Origin of the sequence: Micromonospora sp. NPDC007208 (assembly GCF_042869175.1) — a bacterium.
In the GTDB taxonomy this organism is placed as follows: Bacteria; Actinomycetota; Actinomycetes; order Mycobacteriales; family Micromonosporaceae; genus Micromonospora; species Micromonospora foliorum.
In genome coordinates, this window is sequence record NZ_JBIAFG010000002.1 from 220,512 (window position 1) to 241,819 (window position 21,308).

At 70.3% G+C, this 21,308-nt stretch carries 18 protein-coding genes; 14 read left to right on the top strand and 4 right to left on the bottom strand.

Features of this window, described 5'->3' with window-relative positions; translation table 11 throughout:
• Positions 1 to 31 precede the first annotated feature (31 nt).
• Together ACFYL6_RS04480 and ACFYL6_RS04485 are read left to right on the top strand one after the other, a co-directional pair.
• The gene (locus ACFYL6_RS04480) at positions 32 to 790 is read left to right on the top strand and encodes a MerR family transcriptional regulator (protein WP_387167324.1); all 759 of its coding nucleotides are present in this window, start codon (positions 32 to 34) and stop codon (positions 788 to 790) included.
• A 53-nt stretch (positions 791 to 843) separates the two neighbouring features.
• Positions 844 to 1,617: a hypothetical protein gene (locus ACFYL6_RS04485; RefSeq protein ID WP_387167327.1), complete on the top strand. Its 774-nt coding sequence runs from the start codon at positions 844 to 846 to the stop codon at positions 1,615 to 1,617.
• Between the two features lie 7 nt (positions 1,618 to 1,624).
• Here the strand turns inward: ACFYL6_RS04485 and ACFYL6_RS04490 are convergent, their stop codons facing one another.
• Positions 1,625 to 2,992, bottom strand: a complete 1,368-nt coding sequence (locus ACFYL6_RS04490) for a serine hydrolase (protein ID WP_387167330.1) — start codon at positions 2,990 to 2,992, stop codon at positions 1,625 to 1,627.
• A gap of 154 nt (positions 2,993 to 3,146) precedes the next feature.
• Here ACFYL6_RS04490 and ACFYL6_RS04495 point away from each other — a divergent pair, with 154 nt between their 5' ends.
• A complete protein-coding gene (locus ACFYL6_RS04495; protein WP_387167332.1) occupies positions 3,147 to 3,431 on the top strand; it encodes a putative quinol monooxygenase in 285 nt (94 codons plus the stop codon).
• A 22-nt stretch (positions 3,432 to 3,453) separates the two neighbouring features.
• Here ACFYL6_RS04495 and ACFYL6_RS04500 read toward each other — a convergent pair whose 3' ends face one another.
• Positions 3,454 to 5,031: a gluconokinase gene (locus tag ACFYL6_RS04500; RefSeq protein ID WP_387167335.1), complete on the bottom strand. Its 1,578-nt coding sequence runs from the start codon at positions 5,029 to 5,031 to the stop codon at positions 3,454 to 3,456.
• Between the two features lie 134 nt (positions 5,032 to 5,165).
• Between ACFYL6_RS04500 and ACFYL6_RS04505 the strand changes: the two genes are divergently transcribed.
• The 3 genes from ACFYL6_RS04505 to ACFYL6_RS04515 all read left to right on the top strand — a co-directional run bounded on the left by ACFYL6_RS04505 (position 5,166) and on the right by ACFYL6_RS04515 (position 8,199).
• A complete protein-coding gene (locus tag ACFYL6_RS04505; RefSeq protein ID WP_387167338.1) occupies positions 5,166 to 6,317 on the top strand; it encodes a hypothetical protein in 1,152 nt (383 codons plus the stop codon).
• Positions 6,318 to 6,362: 45 nt separating this feature from the next.
• A complete protein-coding gene (locus tag ACFYL6_RS04510) occupies positions 6,363 to 6,896 on the top strand; it encodes a hypothetical protein (RefSeq protein ID WP_387167341.1) in 534 nt (177 codons plus the stop codon).
• A gap of 88 nt (positions 6,897 to 6,984) precedes the next feature.
• Entirely contained in the window at positions 6,985 to 8,199 is a 1,215-nt protein-coding gene (locus ACFYL6_RS04515) for a hypothetical protein (RefSeq protein ID WP_387167344.1), read from the top strand.
• A gap of 44 nt (positions 8,200 to 8,243) precedes the next feature.
• Here the strand turns inward: ACFYL6_RS04515 and ACFYL6_RS04520 are convergent, their stop codons facing one another.
• Positions 8,244 to 8,672: a VOC family protein gene (locus ACFYL6_RS04520; RefSeq protein WP_387167347.1), complete on the bottom strand. Its 429-nt coding sequence runs from the start codon at positions 8,670 to 8,672 to the stop codon at positions 8,244 to 8,246.
• 71 nt (positions 8,673 to 8,743) lie between these two features.
• Here ACFYL6_RS04520 and ACFYL6_RS04525 point away from each other — a divergent pair, with 71 nt between their 5' ends.
• Both ACFYL6_RS04525 and ACFYL6_RS04530 read left to right on the top strand, forming a co-directional pair.
• Entirely contained in the window at positions 8,744 to 9,043 is a 300-nt protein-coding gene (locus ACFYL6_RS04525; RefSeq protein ID WP_387167350.1) for a multiprotein-bridging factor 1 family protein, read from the top strand.
• Between the two features lie 82 nt (positions 9,044 to 9,125).
• On the top strand, positions 9,126 to 9,890 hold the full coding sequence (locus tag ACFYL6_RS04530; protein ID WP_387167353.1) for an alpha/beta fold hydrolase: 765 nt from the start codon (positions 9,126 to 9,128) through the stop codon (positions 9,888 to 9,890).
• 60 nt (positions 9,891 to 9,950) lie between these two features.
• On the opposite strand, the gene ACFYL6_RS04535 is transcribed toward ACFYL6_RS04530, so the two are convergent.
• Positions 9,951 to 13,034 carry a DUF3427 domain-containing protein gene (locus ACFYL6_RS04535; protein WP_387167356.1) on the bottom strand — a complete coding sequence of 1,028 codons (3,084 nt, stop codon included), beginning with the start codon at positions 13,032 to 13,034 and terminating at the stop codon, positions 9,951 to 9,953.
• 322 nt (positions 13,035 to 13,356) lie between these two features.
• On the opposite strand from ACFYL6_RS04535, the gene ACFYL6_RS04540 reads away from it, so the two are divergent.
• The 6 genes from ACFYL6_RS04540 to ACFYL6_RS04565 are packed head-to-tail and all read left to right on the top strand — an operon-like array spanning position 13,357 to position 21,226.
• Complete coding sequence (locus ACFYL6_RS04540; RefSeq protein ID WP_387167359.1) at positions 13,357 to 14,166, top strand: hypothetical protein; 810 nt, start codon at positions 13,357 to 13,359, stop codon at positions 14,164 to 14,166.
• On the top strand, positions 14,163 to 15,293 hold the full coding sequence (locus ACFYL6_RS04545; RefSeq protein ID WP_387167361.1) for a hypothetical protein: 1,131 nt from the start codon (positions 14,163 to 14,165) through the stop codon (positions 15,291 to 15,293). The genes ACFYL6_RS04540 and ACFYL6_RS04545 overlap by 4 nt, the downstream gene beginning before the upstream one ends.
• On the top strand, positions 15,290 to 16,804 hold the full coding sequence (locus ACFYL6_RS04550) for a hypothetical protein (RefSeq protein WP_387167364.1): 1,515 nt from the start codon (positions 15,290 to 15,292) through the stop codon (positions 16,802 to 16,804). The genes ACFYL6_RS04545 and ACFYL6_RS04550 overlap by 4 nt, the downstream gene beginning before the upstream one ends.
• A gap of 59 nt (positions 16,805 to 16,863) precedes the next feature.
• Positions 16,864 to 19,200 carry a DUF262 domain-containing protein gene (locus tag ACFYL6_RS04555; protein WP_387167368.1) on the top strand — a complete coding sequence of 779 codons (2,337 nt, stop codon included), beginning with the start codon at positions 16,864 to 16,866 and terminating at the stop codon, positions 19,198 to 19,200.
• Positions 19,201 to 19,205: 5 nt separating this feature from the next.
• Entirely contained in the window at positions 19,206 to 20,549 is a 1,344-nt protein-coding gene (locus ACFYL6_RS04560; protein ID WP_387167371.1) for an AAA domain-containing protein, read from the top strand.
• 5 nt (positions 20,550 to 20,554) lie between these two features.
• Entirely contained in the window at positions 20,555 to 21,226 is a 672-nt protein-coding gene (locus tag ACFYL6_RS04565; RefSeq protein WP_387167373.1) for a hypothetical protein, read from the top strand.
• Positions 21,227 to 21,308: the final 82 nt, after the last annotated feature.

Sequence of the window (21,308 nt, forward strand, 5' to 3'; positions counted from 1 at the left end):
AGGAGCCTGGTTCCCGGAAGGGAGGGGAACCATGGCGTACACGGTGGGTCAGGTGGCGAAGGTAGCCGGCGTGACGGTGCGGACGCTGCACCACTACGACGAGATCGGGTTGCTCTCGCCCAGCGGGCGCACCTCGGCCGGTTACCGCCGCTATGACGACGCGGACCTGCAACGGTTGCAGCTCGTCCTGTACTACCGCGAGCTGGGTTTCCCGCTTGAGGAGATCACCGCGATCATCGACGACCCGGCGGCCGATCCGGCCGCGCACCTGCGCCGACAGCACGAACTGCTGACGGTACGGCTCAAACGGTTGCAGGAGATGGTCGCGGCGATCGAGTTCGCGATGGAGGCGAGCAAGTTGAACATCCAACTCACACCGGAGGAGCGGTTCGAGGTCTTCGGCGACTTCAGCCCGGAGGAGCACGAGGCCGAGGCGGAGCGGCGGTGGGGCGACACCGACGCGTACCGGGAGTCGAACCGGCGGGCCTCCCGCTACACCAAGGACGACTGGCTGCGGATCAAGGCCGAGAACGAGGACTGGGGCCGGCGGATCGTCGCGCTGATGGCCTCGGGCGCACCGGCGGACAGCCCGGAGGCGATGGAGTTGGCCGAGGAGCACCGGCAGCTCATCAGCCGCTGGTTCTACGAGTGCTCGTACGAGGTGCAGACCGGGTTGGCCGACATGTACCTGGCCGACGAGCGGTTCACCGCGCACTACGAGAACATCGCGCCGGGGCTGGCCGGGTATCTGCACGAGGCGATCCACGCCAACGCGATCAGCCGGGCGTGACAGCGTGCGGTCCGGCTAGTCTGGCCGGACCGCACCGCCCGGGGGAGATGACAGTGCAGAAACCGAAGCTGATCGCCGCTGTCGCCGTGGTCGTGGTGGCGGTGGGGGCCGGGGCGTGGGCACTGGTCGCCGCCGGTGACGACGAACCGGACGCGGGTCGCCCGGCGGCGTCGGCGAACGCGGCCGACCCGGTCGGCGTGCTGAAGGCCGCCGCCGCGAAGGCCGACGAGCAGCCGTACAAGCTGACCGTGGGCACCGGCGGCGCGGACGGCGACGCCACGGTGCTGCTCTGGGACCCGACGGCGAGGCGTGGTCTGGAGACGACCTCGCTGAAGGTGCCCGCCGGCGTGGTGAAGATCGAGCGGTTGACCACCGGGCCGGACGTGTACGTGCGGGTCACCGCCCCGGACCGCCGCGTCCCGGTCTGGGACGGCAAGACCTGGTGGCACGTCGGCGCCCCAGGCACCCCGGCGGCCAAGCAGGGCCTGGACAACACCCGACTGGCCAGCACGTTGGGCGCGCCCGCGGGGGTTCGGCAGACCGCCGAGCGGGAGTACGCGGGCACACTGGACCTGCGCCAGAGCGGCGCGGTGCTGGGCAGCGGCGTCGGCAGCGTGCTCGGTGACCGGGCCGGGGCGGTGCCGTTCACCGCCGCCGTCGACGAGCAGGGGCGGCTGGTCCGCTACCGCATCGAGTTGGCCAGCGAGCAGTCGCAGACCGCGCAGCTCGACCTGACGTACTCGGATTTCGGGCTGCCGGTGTCGGCGGACCCGCCGGCGGCCGACCTGGTGGGCGAGGACCCGCCGGCGAACATCCCCGGCGCGTGACGTCGGCTCACTCCTCGACCGCCCCCTCGACCGGGGTGACCAGGAAGTCGTAGACGGTGCGGGCCATCCGTCGGACCGTCTCGTCGCCGGTGGCCATGGGTCCGGCGGTGAGGAACGCGACGGCGGTCTCGGTGCCGGGGATCAGGTAGTAGCCGACGTCGTGTGAGGCGTCCGGCAGGTCACCGGTCTTGTGGGCCACCGGCACGCCGGGTGGCAACGCCGCCGGGATCTTGGTGTTCAGGGTCTGTTCCCGCATGAACCCGATCATCAGGTCGCGGGAGGCGGGGGTGAGGATCTCGCCGTCCCAGACCGCGCCGAGCAGGGACACCACGTCGTCCGGGCTGGTGTAGTTCTCCTCGCCGCGTTGCGCGGCCGCGCTGTCGAGCATCCGGCGGGCCAGGATGGTGGAGCGTTGGTTCATCGAGTCGATCAGCGCGTTGACCGGGGCGAACCCACCCAGGTAGGTGATCAACACGTTCGCGGCCACGTTGTCGCTGTACTTGATCAGGTACTGGGCGAGCCGGTGCAGGGTGACGACCTGCGGGAACGTCTCGAACTGCAGCTGACCGGTGCCGCCGACCACGTCCTCGGGGGTGACCAGCACCCCGTCGTCGAGGAAGACCTGTCCACAGTCGACCCGACGCAGCAGCTCGACGAGGATCCACAGTTTGATGACGCTGGCCGCCTTGGGGCGCAGGGATCCGTTGACGGCGATCTGCTGGTCGCCGTAGCGGCCGGACAGGTCGCGGACGGTGACCCCGGCCGGGTTGAGGCTCGCGTCGGCGACCACCCGGGCGAGCTGCCCGCTGAGCGGGAACAGTTGGGCCCCGGCGGCCGGGTCGGTGGGTGGCTGGGGGCTGGTGACCACCACGCCGGTCAGCGTCGTCGGCGGGCGGTGCCGTTGGATCACCTCCAGCGTGCCCTCGCCACGCCCGACCAGCGGCACCCGGTAGCGGTACGCCGTGCCTCCGACGACCACCGCCCCACTGGCCACCCCGGCGGCGACCCGCATGGTCGGGTCGGCGACCCGACCGGTGTCGCCGTCGCAGGCGCGGTAGCGCACGGTGTGCCCGAGCGAGTCCACCGCGAACACCCCACCGGGAAACGACAGCCAGGACACCTCGCTGGTCGGCGGACGCTCCGGCGACGGGTCCAACCCGGGCTCGTGGCTCTGGCCGTCACCGGGCCCCACCCCGTACCCCGGCTCGGTCGTCTGCGCCGGGTCCGCGCCGGGCCCGCGGCCCGGGCCGTCCGCGGTGGCCGGCCCGGTCGTCGCGAGCACCGCGAGCGCGACCGCCGCCGACAGCACCTTCAGGGGTACGCGGGCAGAGTTCCCCAGCAGGGAAGATGAGCGCCTCTTGTCGCTTTTTCTCACGTTTGCACGATATGAAGCCGCGGAGGCTGGTGAGACCGGCGGGACCGGCGTCACCCGTCCGGGCGGCAATGTCCCGGCGAACGCCATGACCCACAGGTATAAATATGACTCACAGGCATCACGCTCCTCAGCCACTCACCCCCCGGGGGACCCAATGCTGATCATCGCCGGCAGTCTGCAGGTCGAACCGGGCACCCGCGAGGCGTACCTGGCCGGCTGCGAAGACGTCATGGCGCGGGCACGCGCCACCGCCGGCTGCCTCGACTTCCTGCTGGCGGCCGACCCGTTGGAGCCCGACCGGATCCACGTCTACGAACGCTGGGAGTCCGCGGAGCAGTTGGCCGCGTTCCGTGGCTCCGGGCCGGACGACGCGCAGGAAGCGGCCATCCTCGACGCCGATGTGCGGCGCTACCTGATCGCCGGCGTCGAGGCACCCTGACCCAACGGCGAGCCGGCACCGCTCACGTCGGTGATAACGGGCCGGTGGGCAGGCCGGGTGCCATCCGGCGGATCGAGGCGAAGGCGGGCGTGAGGGCCTCGTACAGCTCGGCGAAGAGCGGCAGCAGCGCCGCGTAGGTGGCGGCGGCGGCCGGGTCGGGGCGGATCGTCTCCTCGATCCGCACCAGGTCGGCGGCGACGTCGATGCTGGGGATCAGCCCGAGCGCCTCCATGCCGAGCAGCGCCGCGCCGAAGCTCGACCCCTCGTGCGCGGCCGGGAAGCTCACCGGCAGGCCGAGCACGTCGGCGAGCATCTGCCGCCACAGCCCGCTGCGGGCGAAACCGCCACCGGCCCGGACCTCGCGGACCTCGTTTCCGGCGGCGCGCACCGAGCTGAGCACCAGCGCGAGCTGCTGACAGACACCCTCCAGCGCGGCCCGCACCAGGTGCTCGCGGCGGTGTGCGTGGGTCAACCCCACGTACGCGCCGCGCGGCAGGGCGCTCCAGTGCGGTGCCCGTTCGCTGTGCAGGTACGGCAGCATGATGAGCCCACCGGAGCCGACCGGCGCGCGGGCCGCCAGGGCGACGAGATCCTCCTCGGAGTGCTCGCCCAGATCCGGGGCGAGCGCCGCACCGGCCCACTTGAGCACGATGCCGCCGTTGTTGATCGCGCCACCGACCGCCCAGCGCTGCTCGGTCAGCGCGTAGCAGAACACCCCGCCGAGCGGGTCCACACCGGGCCGCTCGACCATCACCCGCATGGCGCCGCTGGTGCCGATCGAGCAGGCCACCATGCCGGGGTGCACCGCGCCCAGGCCAAGGTTCGCCAGTGGTCCGTCGCCCGCGCCGACCACCACCGGGGTGCGCTCCGGCAGGCCGGTCTCGGCCGCGGTCTGCGGGGTGAGGTTGGGCAGCACGGCGGTGGTGGCGACCAGTTGCGGGAGCTGTTCCTCGGTGATGCCGGCGATGCTCAGCGCCTCGCCGTCCCACTCCAGCTTGTGGATGTCGAGCAGGCCGGTGGCCGAGGCGATCGAGTGGTCGGTGACCAGCGTGCCGCAGAGCCGCAGCAGCACCCATTCCTTGATGCCCACCCAGTGCACCACCCGCTCGAAGAGTTTCGGCTCCTGCTCGGCGAACCACAGCAGCTTGGGCAGCGGTGACATCGGGTGCATCGGCGTGCCGGTACGCCGGTGCAGGGCCAGCCCCGACGGCACCGCCCGCAACCGCTCGGCCTGCTGGGTGGACCGCGAGTCAGCCCAGGTCACCGACGGGGTGAGTGGAGTGCCGTCCCGGTCCAACCCGATCAGGCTGTGCATGGCCGAGCCGAACGACAGCCCGGCCACCGGTTGGACCAGCTCGGCCACGACCATGCTGATCGACTTGAGCACCGCTTCGAGGATGAGTTGCGGGTCCTGCTCGGCGTAGCCGGGTTGCGGGTTGTTCAGCGGGTAGCCGATCAGGTGGCTGCCGAGCTGCCGCCCGTCGGTGTCGTACGCGACGGCCTTGGTGCTGGTGGTGCCGATGTCGACCCCGATCACGACCCCGGGCCGCGTGACTGCCGGCACGACCGCCACCCCCTCGGAGAACATGAACGTCGGCACCAGTATCCCCCTATCGTGCTGGTTGCTCCGCCGATCGGGTAGTTCGCCCGTTTCGGCGTGTCCGGGCGCCGCGCCGGACCTGTTAAACCTCGTGACACCCCCAGATTGGTGGCCAGCGCGGCGAAGGAGTCGGCGTGGCGAAGACTGATTCGACGGGTTCCACATGGCGGTACCGGTGGGCGCACCGGCAGAACGTGCGGCGGGTCAGCACGTACCGCGGCGCTGAGGCGGCGTGGCGGCGACGCGACGACGAGTTACGGCGGCTGCGCGCCCTGGCCGCCGACTTCCGGGGCTCGGCGGCCGCCGGCGCCGGTCTGGCGTTGGAGTTGGCCGCCGACGAGGTGGTGCTCTGGGCGCTGCCCGCCGCACAACTGGTCGAGGTACGGCACACCACAGTGCTGCCCGCGCCGGACCTCACTGTCGCACCGCGAACCGGGCCGCTGCGTCCGCGCCGCCCGGACGGCGTACGCGTCACCGACGCCGGCATGGCCGTGATCACCAGCCGTCGACTCGTGCTGCTCGGCGGGCGGGGCCGGCGCGACTGGGCGTACGGCCGAATAACCGGCCTGGCCCACGACCCGGCGGCGCCGGTCACCCTGATCCAGGTGCTGGACCGGCGGCGTACCTCAGGTTTGCTGCTGCCCACCGATGCCGCGCCGGACTTCCGGTTCAAGCTCACGCTGGCCTTCGCCGACGCGATCGAACAGCGCGCCGCGGTGGTCGCCCAACTCGACGAGCAGATCGCCGAGCACGCCCAGCTCAAGCCGTTCCGGCCGGCCGCGGCCACCCCCGGGCAGGCCCGGCTGTCGTCGTTCGTGCCCGGTGGCCGCAGGACCCTCGCGGTGGCGGCGGCCATCGCGCTGCTGGTGCCGGCGGCGCTGATCGAGTCGGACCCGTCCGACCCGACCGGCGGCGCGGAGGTCGCCGTCGCCGCCACCCCGGCGCCCACCGCCAGCGCGAAGCCCGCGCTGATCCGCCCGGCTGGCCCGGCGCTCGCGCTGAAGCCCCCGCCGCCGAAGTCGACAACGTCACCACGCCCGTCGCCCAGCGCGACCCCGGGCCCGCGCTGCGGGGCGCCGGAGAACCCCCTGGGGTACGACTTCTGCGGCGGCACGCGGATCCGCAAGCCGGCCGCCGAGGTGTGCGACTGGTTCGACTGCGTACCGCAGTTCTGGGCCGGTCGCGGTTACCTCGTGCAGTGCCGCGACGGCTCGGTGAGCCTGGCCGGCGGGCGGTCCAACGCCTGCGCCGAACACCGGGGTGTGCGGCGGACCGTTACCAAGTGACCGATTCGGTGCTTAAAGTCCGCTTCGCTCCGCCAGAATGATCGAGTGGAGATCCGGTCTGACGATGGCGCTCGGGTGCGGGTACGCCCCGTCGGCTACCAGCCCGGCATCGACCCGCCCGACGACCCCGACGGGGCCACGCCCGGCTGGCACGACTGGCTGCTCATCGAGGTGGACGCCCGCACCGCCGACGGCCAGACCTGGTCACACCACTACCCGAGCCTCATGGTCGAGGAGGCCCGCGCGCTCGGCGGCTGGCTGCACGGGCAGGCCACCGCCGCCCTCGGGCTGAGCGCGCCACCGGCGATGGTCCGCTTCACCGAACCCAACCTGGCCCTGCGCAGCCGGGTGCTCCGCCGCCGCCGGCTGGAGCTGATCGTGGAGTTCTCCGCCGAGTCGCTGCCACCGTGGATGCGCCGCCCGTCCACCGCGATCTACCCGCTGATCCTCACCGTCTCCGCGGACGCCCTGGCCACCGCCGCCGAACACTGGGCCGAACACTGTGAGGCGTACCCACCGCGTACCCGGTCGCGGTTCCCGACCCACGGCCCGCAGCCGTACCGACGGCAGGCCGGCTGATCACCTGCAACTCTCTCCTTCCGGACACAAACGGACACATCGATCCCGGTCGCGTTGCCTGTCACGTACGTGAGCGGTTGTACCGCGTGTGACCGTGACCTCTGTGGCCTGCGCCCCCTGGCGGATCGCCTGGGCCGAGCGCGAGAACGAGCGCCGGCAGCGCGCGTACCGCGACGCCACCGATGCCTGGCGGCACCGCGACGACCACCTGGCCCGGCTCCGCATCGAAGCCGCCAGCTTCCTCGGGTGTACGCAGCCCCGCACCGGCCTACCGGTGGAGCTCGACGACGACGAACTCGTCTTCCGCGTCCTCCCCGTCGCTTCGCTGGTCGAGGCCGAGGCGCGGCACATCCCCGGGCTGCCCAGGCCGGGCGGCTTCTGTTCCTTCGCCGAGACTTCATCCCAGGCGCTGCCGGCGGGCCTGCGTGTCGTCGACACCGGCATGGCCGTCGTGACCAGTCGGCGGGTGGCATTCGCCGGCCGGGAGCACCGGCGCGAGTGGCGGTACGACGACCTGGTCGGCCCCGCCCACCACCCCGACGTGCCGGTCACCCTGCTGCCCGACCGCTGTCGACTGCAGGGGCTGCTGGTCCCGGCCAGTGCCGTGGTGAACTTCCGCTTCTATCTCACCCTCGCGGCTGCCGACGATCGCGCTGCCGTCATCGCGCAGGTCGACGCGTTGCTGGCCGCGCACCGGGCCGCCCGGCCTGCGCCCGTTGTGTTGGTGCACCCCGACGACGCACCGCTGACTGCGGTACGCCCCGACCGGCGGGCGCTCGGCGCTGCCGCCGTCGCGGCCGTGGTGTTCGTGACGCTCGGCCCGGGTGCTTTGGGGCCGGGCGCGTGGGGTACTCGCGGACCGGTGCCCTCGGCGGAGATCGTCGCTATGGACGTGCCGAGGGCTGGGGCGGTCCTCGTTCCGATCGGTCCCGTCGGGCCGATGGCGCCCAGGTCGCGGGTCGGCTCGGCCGACAGTGCCGTATGGAGCCCGCCGAATGTCCCGGCTGTCCGGCCGTCGGCCGTCTCTACAGTGGCGGAAGCCGCTGTCGTGGTGGCCCTGCCGCCTACCGCTGCGCCGTCCGTCGCTCCCGCACCGCCCGCCAGTTCGGTGCCGACGCCTGGTCCGGTCCCCACCACGGGTCCGCCCGCGTCAGCCCGGCCGACGCCGCCCGTCGTGTCGACCTCGCCGACGCCAACCCCGACCGCGACGCCTTCACCGGATCCGGGACTGCTGGCGATCTGCCTGGACCCTCTTCAACTGCCATTGCTGGACCCGCTGCTCTGCCCGTCTCCGGCGCCCTGATCAGCGTTTCTGCCTGCGGCGGCTCAGTTCGTGGCGCTGGAGTCTCAGTCCATTGCGCTGAAGTCGGGGACGGTGAGGGAGCCGTCCTCGGCGAGGGTGAAGCCGGGGTTCCAGGCGATCTCCCAGAGATGGCCGTCCGGGTCGGCGAAGTAGCCGGCGTAGCCGCCGTAGAAGGTATCCCGGGCCGGCTTGGTGATCGTGGCGCCGGCCTTGGTTGCCGTGGCGATGACCTCGTCGACCTCGGCTCGGGAGCGGACGTTCTGGGCGAGGGTCATCGCGCCGGTGCCTGGGCCTTCGATGCCCGCGTCGTCGGCGAGCTTGTCGCGGCCCCAGAGGACGAGGGCCAGGCCGCCGGCCTGGAAGAAGACCGTCTCCTCGACCTCCTGGCCCTGCCAGCCGAGCTGCTCGTAGAACGCCTTCGCGCGGGCCACGTCCGCGACTCCCAGAGTGATGAGGCTGATCCGCTGCTCCATGGTCTTCAACCTAATGCCAGACACTCGTTCGTACCCCTCATCCCATAGCATTGACGCTATGAGGTGGAGCGATGAGTGATCGCCTGGACTGGAACGACCTGCGTGAGCGCCGGATGGCGGAGCCAGGGGCGGCCGAGACCTACGAGGCCACTCGGATCGCCTTCGAGCTTGGTCAGGAGGTGCGCCACCTGCGCGAAGGGCACGGCTGGAGTCAGAGCCAGTTGGCGCGCGCCGCCGGCATGACTCAGTCTGCGGTGGCCCGCTTCGAGGCAGGCGGGACCGTGCCGACCCTGCCGGTCCTGGAGAGGCTAGCCCGAGCCTTGGACAGGCGACTGGACGTCAGGTTCACGCCGAACGTGGACCCAGCCTGACTGCCTCTGACGCCTATCGCGATCAACGGCAGACGTGTTCGCGTAGCGGCAGCCGACGACTGTTGATCTAGGATTCCAGGTCATGCGGGAGTTCTTCACGGTCGGCGGTCGAAGTCTTTCGTATCTCGATTTTGGCGGTCCGGGAAACCCGCTCCTGGCTCTGCACGGGCACTACAACGAAGCAGCGGCGTTCGCGCCGCTGGTTGAGGCGTTGGCACCGCAATGGCGGGTGATCGGGCTCGACCAGCGTGGGCATGGAGAGTCCGACCGTGCCGAAAGCTATGAGCGGGACGACTACGTTGCCGACGTCGCCGCGCTCCACCAGCATCTGAAGGTCGGCCCCGCCGTGGTGCTGGGTCACTCACTCGGCGGGGTGAACGCCTACCAGTACGCCAGTCGGCACGCCGATCGGGTCACCGCGCTGATCGTCGAGGACATCGGCGCGGTCGTGGAGTGCGACTGGTCGTTCACCACCAGCCTTCCTCGCCGCGCGCCATCCCGTGAGGTACTGGCCTCGGCCCTGAGCGGGGCGGCGCCCTATCTGGAGTGCTCCTTCCGCCAATCGAAGGACGGTTGGGGCTTCTCGTTCGAGATTGATGACACGGTGGCGTCCCAGAAAGCGCTCAACGGTGACCACTGGACGGACTGGGTAGCGGTGACCTGCCCTACCCTTCTGATCCGAGGAACACGCAGCGACGAGCTGACGGCCGATCACGCGCGCGAGATGATCGCCCGTCGCCCCGGTCAGGCCCGGCTCGTCGAGCTGCCAGCAGGTCACGTTGTGCATCACGATGCTCAAGCGCAGTTCGCCGCCACGGTCGGTGCCTTCCTGTCCGAGCTCGACTGAGCCAGGGAAGTTTCAGCGCTGCCTCGTGAGCCGCGAGCCGGTCGAGGCCCGCGAGGGGCATTACGCGGCGATTGTCCGGGCGGTCGCGTACACGTCTGCGGGTAGGGCGTGGTGGAGCTGCCACAGGACCCGCATGGGTCGGTCACCGGTGTGCGACTCGTACGTCATGGTGCCGGCGTAGAGGTACGGCGGTGCGCCCAGGTCGCGGTCGGCGATGCGGGTTTCCCGAACGAAGAGGTGAACTGTCGAGCCGCCCGACGTGTAGCGCTGCCCGGTCGTCGACGCTGCCGAAGTCGTGCTCTGCGACTCCCACTGGAACAGGGTGTCGGTGATGGCGCGGTCGGCGTACATGGTGGTGGGGGAGTAGTGGGCTTCCGACTTGACCAGGGTGACGAAGAACAGGTCGGCCTGGGCGTCAGGCAGCCACTTCACCCCCTCGCGCAGTGAGCCGGGGTTGGTCATCCCGAAGGCGGCACATGCCTCGTTGCGGCTGTGCCGGGCGTGCACCCGCAGCGGCACCGCACCCGCAGCGGCGGTCGGCGTCACCCGGTGGATGCGGTCCCGCAGCACCTCGGCGACCTGCCGCAACTCGGCGCAGCGGGCCGGCTCCTTCCACAGCCGCGCCAGCCGTTCGTCGCGTGTCGCCAGCGGTGCGTTCGGTCCCCAGAGGCTGAAGTGCAGCATGTCCAGCAGTCGGCTGCTGCCTGCGTACACCTGCTGACCTGGCGCGGGCGGTCCCGCCGCGACCCTCGTAAGCAGCTCTAGCCGGTCGATGTCGTCGGTGTGCAGCATGCGACCGATGGCCCGGCCCAGCTCGCGGTCATCGGGGCCGGGTGTGAACGTCTCGATGCCGGCGAGCCGGCGCAGTCCGGTCCAGCCGCCGATGCTGGCCGACCGGTACACGTCCTCAATCTCCAGGTCGGTCTCGCGGAGGAACGTGGCCAGGCTGACGTCGCCGAGTTGCCGCAGCTCAGAGACAAGACCGGCCTTCGAGGTGGGCAGCGCCGATCGCAGGTTGGCGAGCACCACCTCCTTCGCCACCCGGTCCAGTTCGACATGGCAGCCGCTCGGCAGGCTCGGGAAGCCGTCCCGGACCGCCTCGGTGATCGCCCGCCGGCTCACCCCGGTCAGGGCACGCCAGCGCAGGTCGAAGCGGAAGTTGGCGTGCTGCCCGCCGATGAAGTCGAGCACCGTGAGGCAGGGCTTGTCGTCGTCGAGGCGCAGGCCACGGCCGAGCTGTTGCAGAAAGATCGTGGCGCTCTCGGTGGGCCGCAGCATCAGGATGGTGTCGACCATCGGCAGGTCGACGCCCTCGTTGAACAGGTCCACGGTGAAGAGCACCCGCAGCTTGCCGGCCTTGAAGTCCCGTAACAGCCCCGCCCGATCGGTGCCGGCCTTTGAGGTCACCGCCGCCGCCTCGACACCGTGCTTCCTGAACCACGCGGCCATGAACTCGGCGTGCCCGATGCTCACGCAGAACCCGAGTGCACGCATCCGCCCGACGTCCACCTTCTCGCGGACCGCCCGCAGCACCGTCCGCGCCCGAGCGTCGTTGCCGGTGTAGATGGTGCTCAGCTGCGTCGGGTCATAGCCCTGGCCGCGCTTCCAGGTGACGTGCGACAGGTCCACGTCGTCGTGCAGCCCGAAATATTGGAACGGCGCCAGCAACTGCCGCTCCAACGCGTCCCACAGGTGCAGCTCAACGGCAGCGCGCCCGTCGAACCACCGGCGCACGTCGCCGCCGTCGGCCCGGTCGGGGGTCGCGGTCAGGCCCAGGAGTACGCGGGGACGCAGCCGCTCCAGCAGCCGCGTGTACGTCGGCGCCTCCGCGTGGTGGAACTCGTCCACGATCACCATGTCGTACGCCTCGGGGTCGACCTCGCGGCGGTGCAGCGACTGGATGGAGGCGAAGACGTGCTTCCAACCATTCGGTTTTTCGCCCGCGACGAGCGTCTCGCCGAAGCTGCCGTCGCCCATGACCTGCCGGAACGTCGACAGGCTCTGCCGCAGGATCTGCTCCTGATGAGCGACGAAGAGCAGCGAGTCTGCTCGTTTCGCCTTGTGCAGCCGGCGGTAGTCGAGGGCAGCGACTACGGTCTTGCCGGTGCCGGTCGCCATCACCACCAGGTTGCGCCATCGCCCGTGCACCAGGCGCTCGGCGTCGAGGTCGGCCAGGATCTCGGCCTGATACGGGTACGGGCGCACGTCCAGATTCGAGATCGCCGTCGGTGCGTCGTCTCGGCGTTCGCCGGTGAGTGCCAGTCGCAGCCGCTCGGCGTCCCGGGCCGCGTCGTATGTCTCGAACGCCGGATCGTTCCAGTAGTCCTCGAACGTCGCCGTGAACGTGTCGATGACGTGCGGCTGCTCCATGTTCGAGATGCGGACGTTCCACTCCACGCCGTCCACCAGCGCGGTCTTTGACAGGTTCGACGAGCCGACGTACGCGGTGGTGGTGCCGTTGTGGCGGCGGAACAGCCATGCCTTGGCGTGCAGGCGGGTCGTCCGCGTCTCGTAGGACACCTTGATCTCGGCGCCCAGTTCTTTGAGCCGGTCTAGCGCTCGCTGGTCGGTCGCGCCGAGGTACGTGGTGGTGATGACGCGGACCTTGCCGCCTCGGGCAATCAGATCGCGGATGGCCGGCTCGACGATCCGGAGGCCGTACCACTTGATGAACGCGCAGAGCAGGTCGACGCTCTCGGCCGACGCCATCTCGTGGTTGACCTCGTGGCCGATGCGGGGTTGGTGGCGGCCGTTGACGAGCAGCGCGCCGGTGGAGAGGGGAGTGGTGGGGCGCTGCGGGAAGGTGGGTTCCGCGGGTGGGGTTGGTGGGGCGGCGATGGCGTGGAGCAGGTGCTTGGCGTCGGTTACCTGGTCCTGTTCCGTCGCTGCCTTTGGGCTCAACGTGGCGATGGCTTCGGCGATCTGGTTCGCCATTGCGATCTGGTGGTGGAGCTTGTCGTCACCGTTGGGGACGGAGTGGAGGGCTCGGGCGACCAGGGTGGCGATGTGCCGGGCGAGGGTTTGGTGGGCGTCGGCGGGGTCGAGTGTGTGGTGCTGGATCAGAGCGGGGTCGACGTGCTGGAGGTGATCGGCCAGCTCACGGGTGATCAGGTGCTCGTAAACACCCGGCTCAAGATCCGTCATCCGAGCAAACTAACGGCGCCGGTCCGGGGGTGCTGCCCCCTAAACGCCTGTCTTCACTGTCGGGCCGGCGACAAGAAGCCCTCAAGTCGATGCAGGTGTTGCTTGAGCGGGCGGCAAGCCCTTCGTCCTCGACGCGCTCGCCGAGCAGAAGGCCTACGGAGTCGTGGGCGACTTTGTCCTCAGCCAACCGGCCAGAAACTTGATCAAGTAAGGGGTGGTTCGGGGCCGTACGGTTCTCGCTTCGGGAGTGTGACGCTACGTATTGTTGCTTCTGCAAACAGTGGCCTGTCGGGAATTGCTGGAAGACACTGGAACTTGTACCATGCTGATCGTGGCCGAGTCCATTGAGAACATCGAGCGCCGGATCGAGGAGCTGCGAGCAGCGGTCCGCCGGGCGGTGATGGCCCGCGACCCGGCCCGAGCCCGGGCGTTGCGGGCAGAGCTGCGAAGTGCTGAAAAGGATTGGGAGCAGTCCCTGACGGACCTCACCGACGAGGCGGAGCTCGACACCGCGCCGTCGAAACCGCAAGCGCCGTTGGTGCCGGTGCGGGAGCAGGTCCACCACGCGCTCACCCTGCTGTCGGTGCCGGCCGCGCCGAAGCTGATCGCCGAGGTCCACGCCGCTTTCTATGGCGCGAGTGCCACCGGGATCGCGGCGAGCAAGCTCACCCACCTGCGTCGGGACGAGGAGCGGTCTTTCCGCACGGCGCGACACTCCCGGCCGTACTACCTCTGTTCTGCCCTCACGGCCGAACACCTTGCCCCAGCTCGGGGCCTGCTCGCTATCTCCACCTGGCCACTCGAGAGTCGCATCATCGGGCCGTTGAGCCTCCGTGTCGACTTTCTGACAGCCGCCATCAAGGTGGCGGAACGGGCGACCAGGATGCCTGAGGAAGATTCGGGCGTCACCCGGTTGCTCTGGCGGTTCGCCGCCACCATCCCCGGCGCAGTCGAACCGCGTGGGGCGGCCACCGCGGCCACCGTGGTGGCGGCCGCTCAGGCCGAACTCGACGTGCACGTGGCGGCCGACCGGTCGCAGCGGGAAGCGGCGGGCGACCGGGCCCGCCGGCAGATGGACGAGGCCGAGCAGCTCTTCGGCAGCAAGCTGCGCGTACTCAGGGGGACGGCATGACCAACGTTGGCCAGCGGCTGGCCGCGATTCGGGGCGGAGGCGTCCCGAGCCGGCACAACGCCCGGACCATCGCCGCCCTAACCACGAACCCGGGCTGCGCCCGTCGGGCGGTGCTCGACTGCGCCGGTGTCGACAAGCAGCGGTTGGCTGCTTACGTTGACTACCCGGCCCGGTTTGGTCAGTCGCAGTTCGCCATCACCCGCGGCAACGCCTTCGAGGCGCAGGTCAAGGCCAACGGCTGCGCTGAGTTGCTCCGGCTGCTGCGGGAGCGGCTCGACCTCGAAATCCCCGAGGTCTCGTACGACGACCTGGAGTCGGTCGCTGGCCACGAGAGCCAGGATCTTCGGTACGCCCGCTCGCGTGCCCTGCTCACCCGGGCCGCAGCCCAAGCCGAAGGGGCCGGAACCCTCTTCGACCACCCGATGCTGCGGCTCGAGGTCGCCGGCCAGCAGGCCTACCTGGAGCCGGACCTGATCGCCTTCCAGCACGACGGCCAGTTTCACGTCGTGGAGATCAAGTCGTTCGCGGTCATCGACGGCCAGGCCGACCCGGGCAAGGTGGCCGGGGCGGCGATTCAGGCAGCCGTCTACGTGTTGGCCATGCGCGAGCTGCTCGGCGCGGCAGGGTTCGACCCGGAGATCGTCTCGCACGATGTCGTGCTGGTCTGCCCGCGAGACTTCTCCAACCAGCCGATGGCGGTCCGGGTCGACGTCCGTAAGCAGCTCGCCGTACTGCGTCGGCAGATGTCCCGGATGACCCGCATTGATGCGCTGCTGGCCGACCTGCCGGCCGCCCTCAGCTTCGATTTCGCGCCCGACGACAACGGGGTGCCCACCCGCTCGCCGGCCTCGCTGGTCGCCGCCCTCGAAGCCGTCGAGGCCCGGTACTCGCCGGAATGCCTGGCCAGCTGCGAGCTCGCGTACTTCTGTCGGCACGAGGCTCGCGGCTGCACGGCAGCGCTGGGTAAGTCCGCTCGAGAGGAGATGGGCGGCATCGAGCGGGTGGAAACGGCGTTGGCTATCGCCCGCAACCAGCTCGCGCCATCGGAGGACCAGCAGGAGGCCGCCGAGCTGCTGCGCGCCGCCGCACGGTTGCGGGCTGAGTTGATGAGCGGGGTGGCCGGATGAGCACCTTGACCAGCCTGGCGCGGGCGGAGGCCGTGGTCGAGGGCGTCGCCCAGCGCACCACCACCGTGCGCCACCTGCACATCGCCAACCGGCCCCTGGTCTTCATCCCGCTCACCATGGCGGGCGAGGCCAACGCGCCGCTCGCCGCGATGGTGGGCGACGACCCGAACGATCCAACGCTGCTGATCGTGCCGCAGCCCCGGAACCGCGACCAGCGGTTCGCGTTCGCCGCCGAGTTGGCTGGGGTCGTCGTTCCCTACGTCCATAGCTTCTACAGCGACGTGGAGGCGGTGCCGACAAATAAGGGCAAGGACACTCCCCACCGGTACGCCGACGCGCCACAGCTGCTCGTGCCCAACCCCGGTGGAGTCGGATTTACCCGGCTCTTCGGCCGGTCCACCCGGTTCCGCCGCACCGACGGCGACTACCCGGTGGACCCGTCGGTGCCGCTGCTCGGGCGGTGGCTCACGTACTTCTTCGAACGCGCCGAGCACCCCGGGTCCTCGGCTTTGGTGGCGATGACGCAGGCGCTCTCGATGCACTGGGCCACCGGGCAGAGCCCACTCGAGGACGCCCAATTGGCCGCGCTCCTGGCCTGGATCACGCCTCCGCCGGGCATGACCGGCGCCGAAGCAGCTGCTGCGGCCGAGGATCCCGTGAACTGGCCGCCGGCGGGTCCGGCCACCGACCCGACCTTCGACAACGAGGTGCTGGCCCCGGCCATGGCCGCGTACGACCGGGCAGTGGCCACCGAATCGCAGGTGGCCCGGCGTCGCGACGAGCTGGAGGACATCCTGCGCTCGCAGCTCGAGCCGACCTGGCGGCAGATGTGGCAGGCCCTCTCGCTGCTGCGGGACCTGCCCGCCGGAGCGCACGTGCCCAAACGCTGGGCGGAAGACCGCGATGCCTTCACCAGCTTCACCGCGTACCTGGAAGAAGGCGGGTTCCCGCAGCCGCGCCGCGACGGAGCGGTCGTCGCGGCCAGGAAGCTGCACCGCATGGAGCGGGCGCTGACCTCGTACGACGTGCAGCGTGCCTACGACGACCCGATGGTGATGGCCGACTACCGGCTTACCGGTGAGGCGTTCGTGGGTGAGGTGACCGCCGCCCACCCGACGCGGATTGACGACAGCGGGAAGCGGCGGGCGTTGCGGCCGTGGATCGCGGTTACCACCGCCGACCCGGTGCTGGTCACGCCGGGCACGACGCTGTTCTCGCCCGAGCAACCCAGTGGGCAGAAGGCGCGGGTGATGTCGGTGGCGCAGCGCGACGACGGGACGACCGCGGTCGTGTTGGAGCTGACCGGCGGGATGGGGCGCTCGCTCACCCCGGCCCCCGGCACCGTGCCAGAGGTGGGCAAGTGGATCTGCTACACCACGCTCAGCGACTCCTTCATGCCCCCGGGCGCCTTCCCGTCTCGGGAGGAGACGCCGTGGACCCACGGCGGCCCGCCGGCGCCGTACGAGGACAGCGCACCGACCGCCGAGGACGCCCGCGAGGAGTGGTCGTGATCTAACCCGCGCGCCGCACCAGCACTCGACCAAACGCTCAGATCCGTGGGGGAACTGACATGAGCAAGTTGGGCACCATCCTCGACCAGATCGACTCGGGCACCGTGCTGTTGCCCGAGTTCCAGCGCGGCTACGTGTGGAACCGGGACCAGGTACGCGGCCTGATGCGCTCGCTCTACCTCGGCTTCCCCGTCGGCGGGCTGCTGGTGTGGGAGACGGAAGCCGACCATGGCTCGGTGCGGGGCAGCGACCACGTCGGCGGTGGGGTGAAGCTGCTGCTCCTCGACGGGCAGCAGCGGATCACCTCCCTTTACGGGGTGGTACGCGGTAAGCCGCCGGCCTTCTTCGAGGGCGACCCGGCTGCCTTCACCGGCCTGCGATTCAATGTCGAGGAGGAGACCTTCGAGTTCTACGCGCCGGCGAAGATGAAGGACGACCCCACCTGGGTCGATGTCACTGCGCTCTTCGTCGAGGGACTGGAAGGGCAGATCGGGAAGCTGAACGCCCACCCGTCGGTTGCGCCAAGAATCGTGCCGTACATGACTCGGCTCAGCCGGCTGCGCAATCTCCTCGAGCGCGAGTTCCACCAGGAGAAGATCACCGGTGCGGACAAGGGTGTCGAGGTCGTCGTCGACATCTTCAACCGGGTCAACTCGGGCGGGACCAAGCTCTCCAAGGGCGACCTGGCACTGGCGAAGATCTGCGCCGACTGGCCCGAGGCTCGCTCGACGATGCGCAAGCACCTCGGCACCTGGTCGACCGCCGGGTTCCAGTTCAACCTCGACTGGCTGCTGCGCAACGTCAACGCGGTAGCAACGGGCCGGGCCCAGTTCGAGTTGCTGGAGGGAGTCGGCTCGACCGAGTTCGCGCAGGCGCTGACCTCGAGCGAGCGCTACATCAGCGGCTTCCTCGACGTGGCCTCCGGCCGGCTCGGTCTGGACCACGACCGGGTACTGATGGGTCGCTACGCCTTCCCGGTGGTCTCCCGCTTCCTGCACCTAAACGGCGGCACGTTCACCGACGCGACCGAACGCGACCGGATGCTCTTCTGGTACATCCACGCCGCGCTGTGGGGACGCTTCGCCGGCTCGACCGAGACGATCCTCACCCAGGACTACGAGACGGTCGCCCGCAGCGGCATCGACGGCCTGATCACCAGCCTCAGCCGCTGGCGCGGCGGCAACCTGGTGATCGACGGCCAGGACTTCGAGGGCTTCGGCCGCGGCTCCCGCTTCTACCCCCTGCTCTACCTGCTCACCCGGGTGCTCGGCGCCCGCGACTTCGGCTCCGGCCTGGAACTGAAGAGCGAGATGCTGGGCCACCTCACCTCGCTGCAGGTGCACCACATCTTCCCCAAGGCGCTGCTGTACAAGCACGGCTACGGCCGGTCCGAGGTCAACGCCGTCGCCAACTTCTCCTTCCTGACCCAGCAGACCAACCTCGCCATCGGCAAGCGGCCGCCGGAGGACTACTTCGCCGAGACCGAGCAGAAGCACCCGGGCGCGCTCGAATCCCAGTGGATTCCGACCGACCCGCAGCTGTGGCGGCCCGACCGGTACCTGGACTTTCTCGCCGCCCGCCGGGAGTTGCTGGCCAATGCCGCCAACGGATTCCTAGCCGGTCTCCGGGACGGCACGAAGCAGGCCACCGAGCCGCTGCGGCCGGTGGTCGTGGTCGCCGAGGACGTCGACGACGTCCGCGCCGGGCAGGTGAAGGCCCTCGTCGAGGAGCTGGTCGGCGCGGGCTGCGCCGAGCCCGCCCTCGACAGCGAGATCGCCGACCCCGCCACGGGTCGGTTGCTGGGCGTGGCGGAGGCGTACTGGCCGGATGGGTTGCAGCCGGGGCTGGGTAACCCGGTCGTGCTGGAACTGGACGCCAACCCGGAGCTGGCCCGGATGGAGGAACTCGGCTACGAGGTCTTTACCTCGGTCGACGCTCTGCGCGGTTACGTGGCCCGACGCAACGAGCAGGCGGCCGGCCTCGCCGACGCTGAGCCGCTCGTCGAGGAGCCGGACGCCGACCCCGAGACGACCACCGGTTCGGAGGATGCGCCGGTCGTGCCGGCCCAGGCCGGTGGCGACCGGGGGACGGTCGGGGACTTTGAGCGGGCGATGAGCGGGGTGTACGAAGCGGCTCGACGCGAGGCTGGTTACAACGCCACCTACTTCCTCGGCATGGTCGCCGAGCACGGTGGGCTGGCCACCGCCAAGAAGCTGCTCGCCATCCCGGTCGTGTCCGACGGGTTCGCGGCGCTGTGGGAGCGCGGGCGACTCGACCTGACGGTGGAGGCCCTGGTGATCAAGGACGAGTACGAGTCGTTCTTCACGCCCGACGAACTCGACATCGCTCGGCACCGGCTGCGGCAGTTCGACTACGACACCGCGGCCCGGCGGTGAGCACCATGACCACGGCGCTCCTGCCGGACGCGCCAGCGGACCCGCCGTCGGTCCAGGCCGAGCGCGTCATCACCGAGGTGCTGGCCGACCTGCGCTCCGGCCTGCACCGCGGCGTCATCGTCGACTCGCCCCCCGGGGCCGGCAAGTCGACCCTCGTCGTCCGCGCCGCCGCCGAACTGGCCCGCTCCGGCGAGCCACTGATCGTCATTGCGCAGACCAACGAGCAGGTCGACGACCTGATCGACCGCCTCGCGCAGAAGGCACCCGACCTGCACATCGGGCGGCTTTCGGCGACCGACTACACGGCGACCGACCGGATCAAGCAGTACGCGACGGTCCGGGTCGCCGCCAAGGTCGCGGACCTCGGTGGTCCATCCGTGATCATTGGTACGGCCGCCAAGTGGGCCATGGTGTCCGAGGGCTGCTGGCCGTGGGCGATCGTCGACGAGGCGTACCAGATGCGGTCGGACGCCCTGCTGCGCGTAGCCGGCCGGTTCGAGCGGGCGCTGTTCGTCGGTGACCCGGGCCAGCTCGACCCGTTCTCTACGGTCGATACCGAGCGGTGGACCGGGCTGACGTGGGACCCGATGCAGTCCGCGGTGGCGGCGCTGCTGCGGCACAACCCTGACCTGCCGGTGCACCGGCTGCCGGTGTCGTGGCGACTGCCTCCCTCGGCGGCGCCGGTGGTTGCCCAGGCGTTCTACCCGTTTACCGGGTTCCGGGCTGGCACGACCGCTGGTGAGAGGTCGCTGTCGTTCACCACGGCTGGGTTCGGGCATGGGCGGGTCGATGCGGCCGTGGAGACGGCGGCGGCGAGCGGTTGGGCGCTGTATGAGCTGCCGGCCCGGCACACGCTGCGGACTGATGCGGAGGCGGCTGCGGCGTGCGCGGTCCTGGCTCGCCGGGTGCTGGAACGTGGAGCGGTCGCCGTCTCCGAACGCGAGCCGGGCGGGGCTCCCGTCACGCCTGACCGGATCGCGATCGGCGCCGCGCACCGGGACCAGGTCGCGGCCATTCGCGCGCAGCTCGACGCGGCCGGAGCGGACGTCACCGTCGACACCGCCAACCGGCTCCAAGGCCGGGAGTACGACGTGACGATCGTGCTGCACCCGCTGTCGGGGCGACGCGACGCGACCGCGTTCCACTTGGAGTCGGGGCGGCTGTGCGTGCTGACGTCCCGGCACCGGCAGGCCTGCATCGTGGTGGCGCGGGCGGGGATCGCGGAGTTGCTGGACGCGCATCCGTCGGCCGAGCCAGTGCATCTCAACGTCCCAGTCAAGTTCCCCGACGGCTGGGAAGCGAACCAGTCGATGATGGCTCGCCTGTCGACTCACGCAGTGAGGAGCTGAGGCTCATGACACTCATCGACGACATACTCGTCAGACTGCGGGCGAGGCCAGGGGGGATGACAGACGCGGAGCTAGCGCACGCCACGGGCAAACTGCACCAGCAGATTAACCAGCGTTGCCGCCAGATGCAGGCGGCCGGTGTGATCGTGCGCGACCGGAGTGGCGCGGTGATCGTGAACCGGGTGGCAGAAGCGGGTGTTCCGGTACCTCAGCAGCCTGCCGCTGCTTCCGCCTTGGTATCGGCGGCAGGTCGCGATTGGTCCTGGGAGGGGAACGTGCAGGCGGCCCTGTGTCGATGGTTGGTGCACGAGGGCTGGTCGTTGATCCAGGTGGTGGACACCGCCAGCAAGCAGCAGGGGACGGACGTCGTCGCGGAGCGGGCCGGCAGCCGAATGCACGTCGAGGTTAAGGGCTTCCCCTCGACGTCCTACGCCGATCCGCGCCGCGCCGGTGAGACCAAGCCGACGCCACCTGCGTTGCAGGCCAACCACTGGTATGGCGCGGCGCTCCTCAAGGCGCTTCGGTTGCGCGAGAAGCACCCGGACGAGTGCGTGGCGATGGCGTTCCCAGAGGCGGCGCAGTATCGCCGGCTGCTTGGTGAGACACAGACCGCGATCCGCAACATGCGGATCGATGTGTTCCTCGTCGCCGAGAAAGGCTTGGTGACCCGATGGTGAGTCGCCCAAAGGCTAGCTCGGCCGGAAGGGAAATTGCCGGGGATGACGGCCAGTACAGAGGGTCGTCCACCGAGGCGACGTT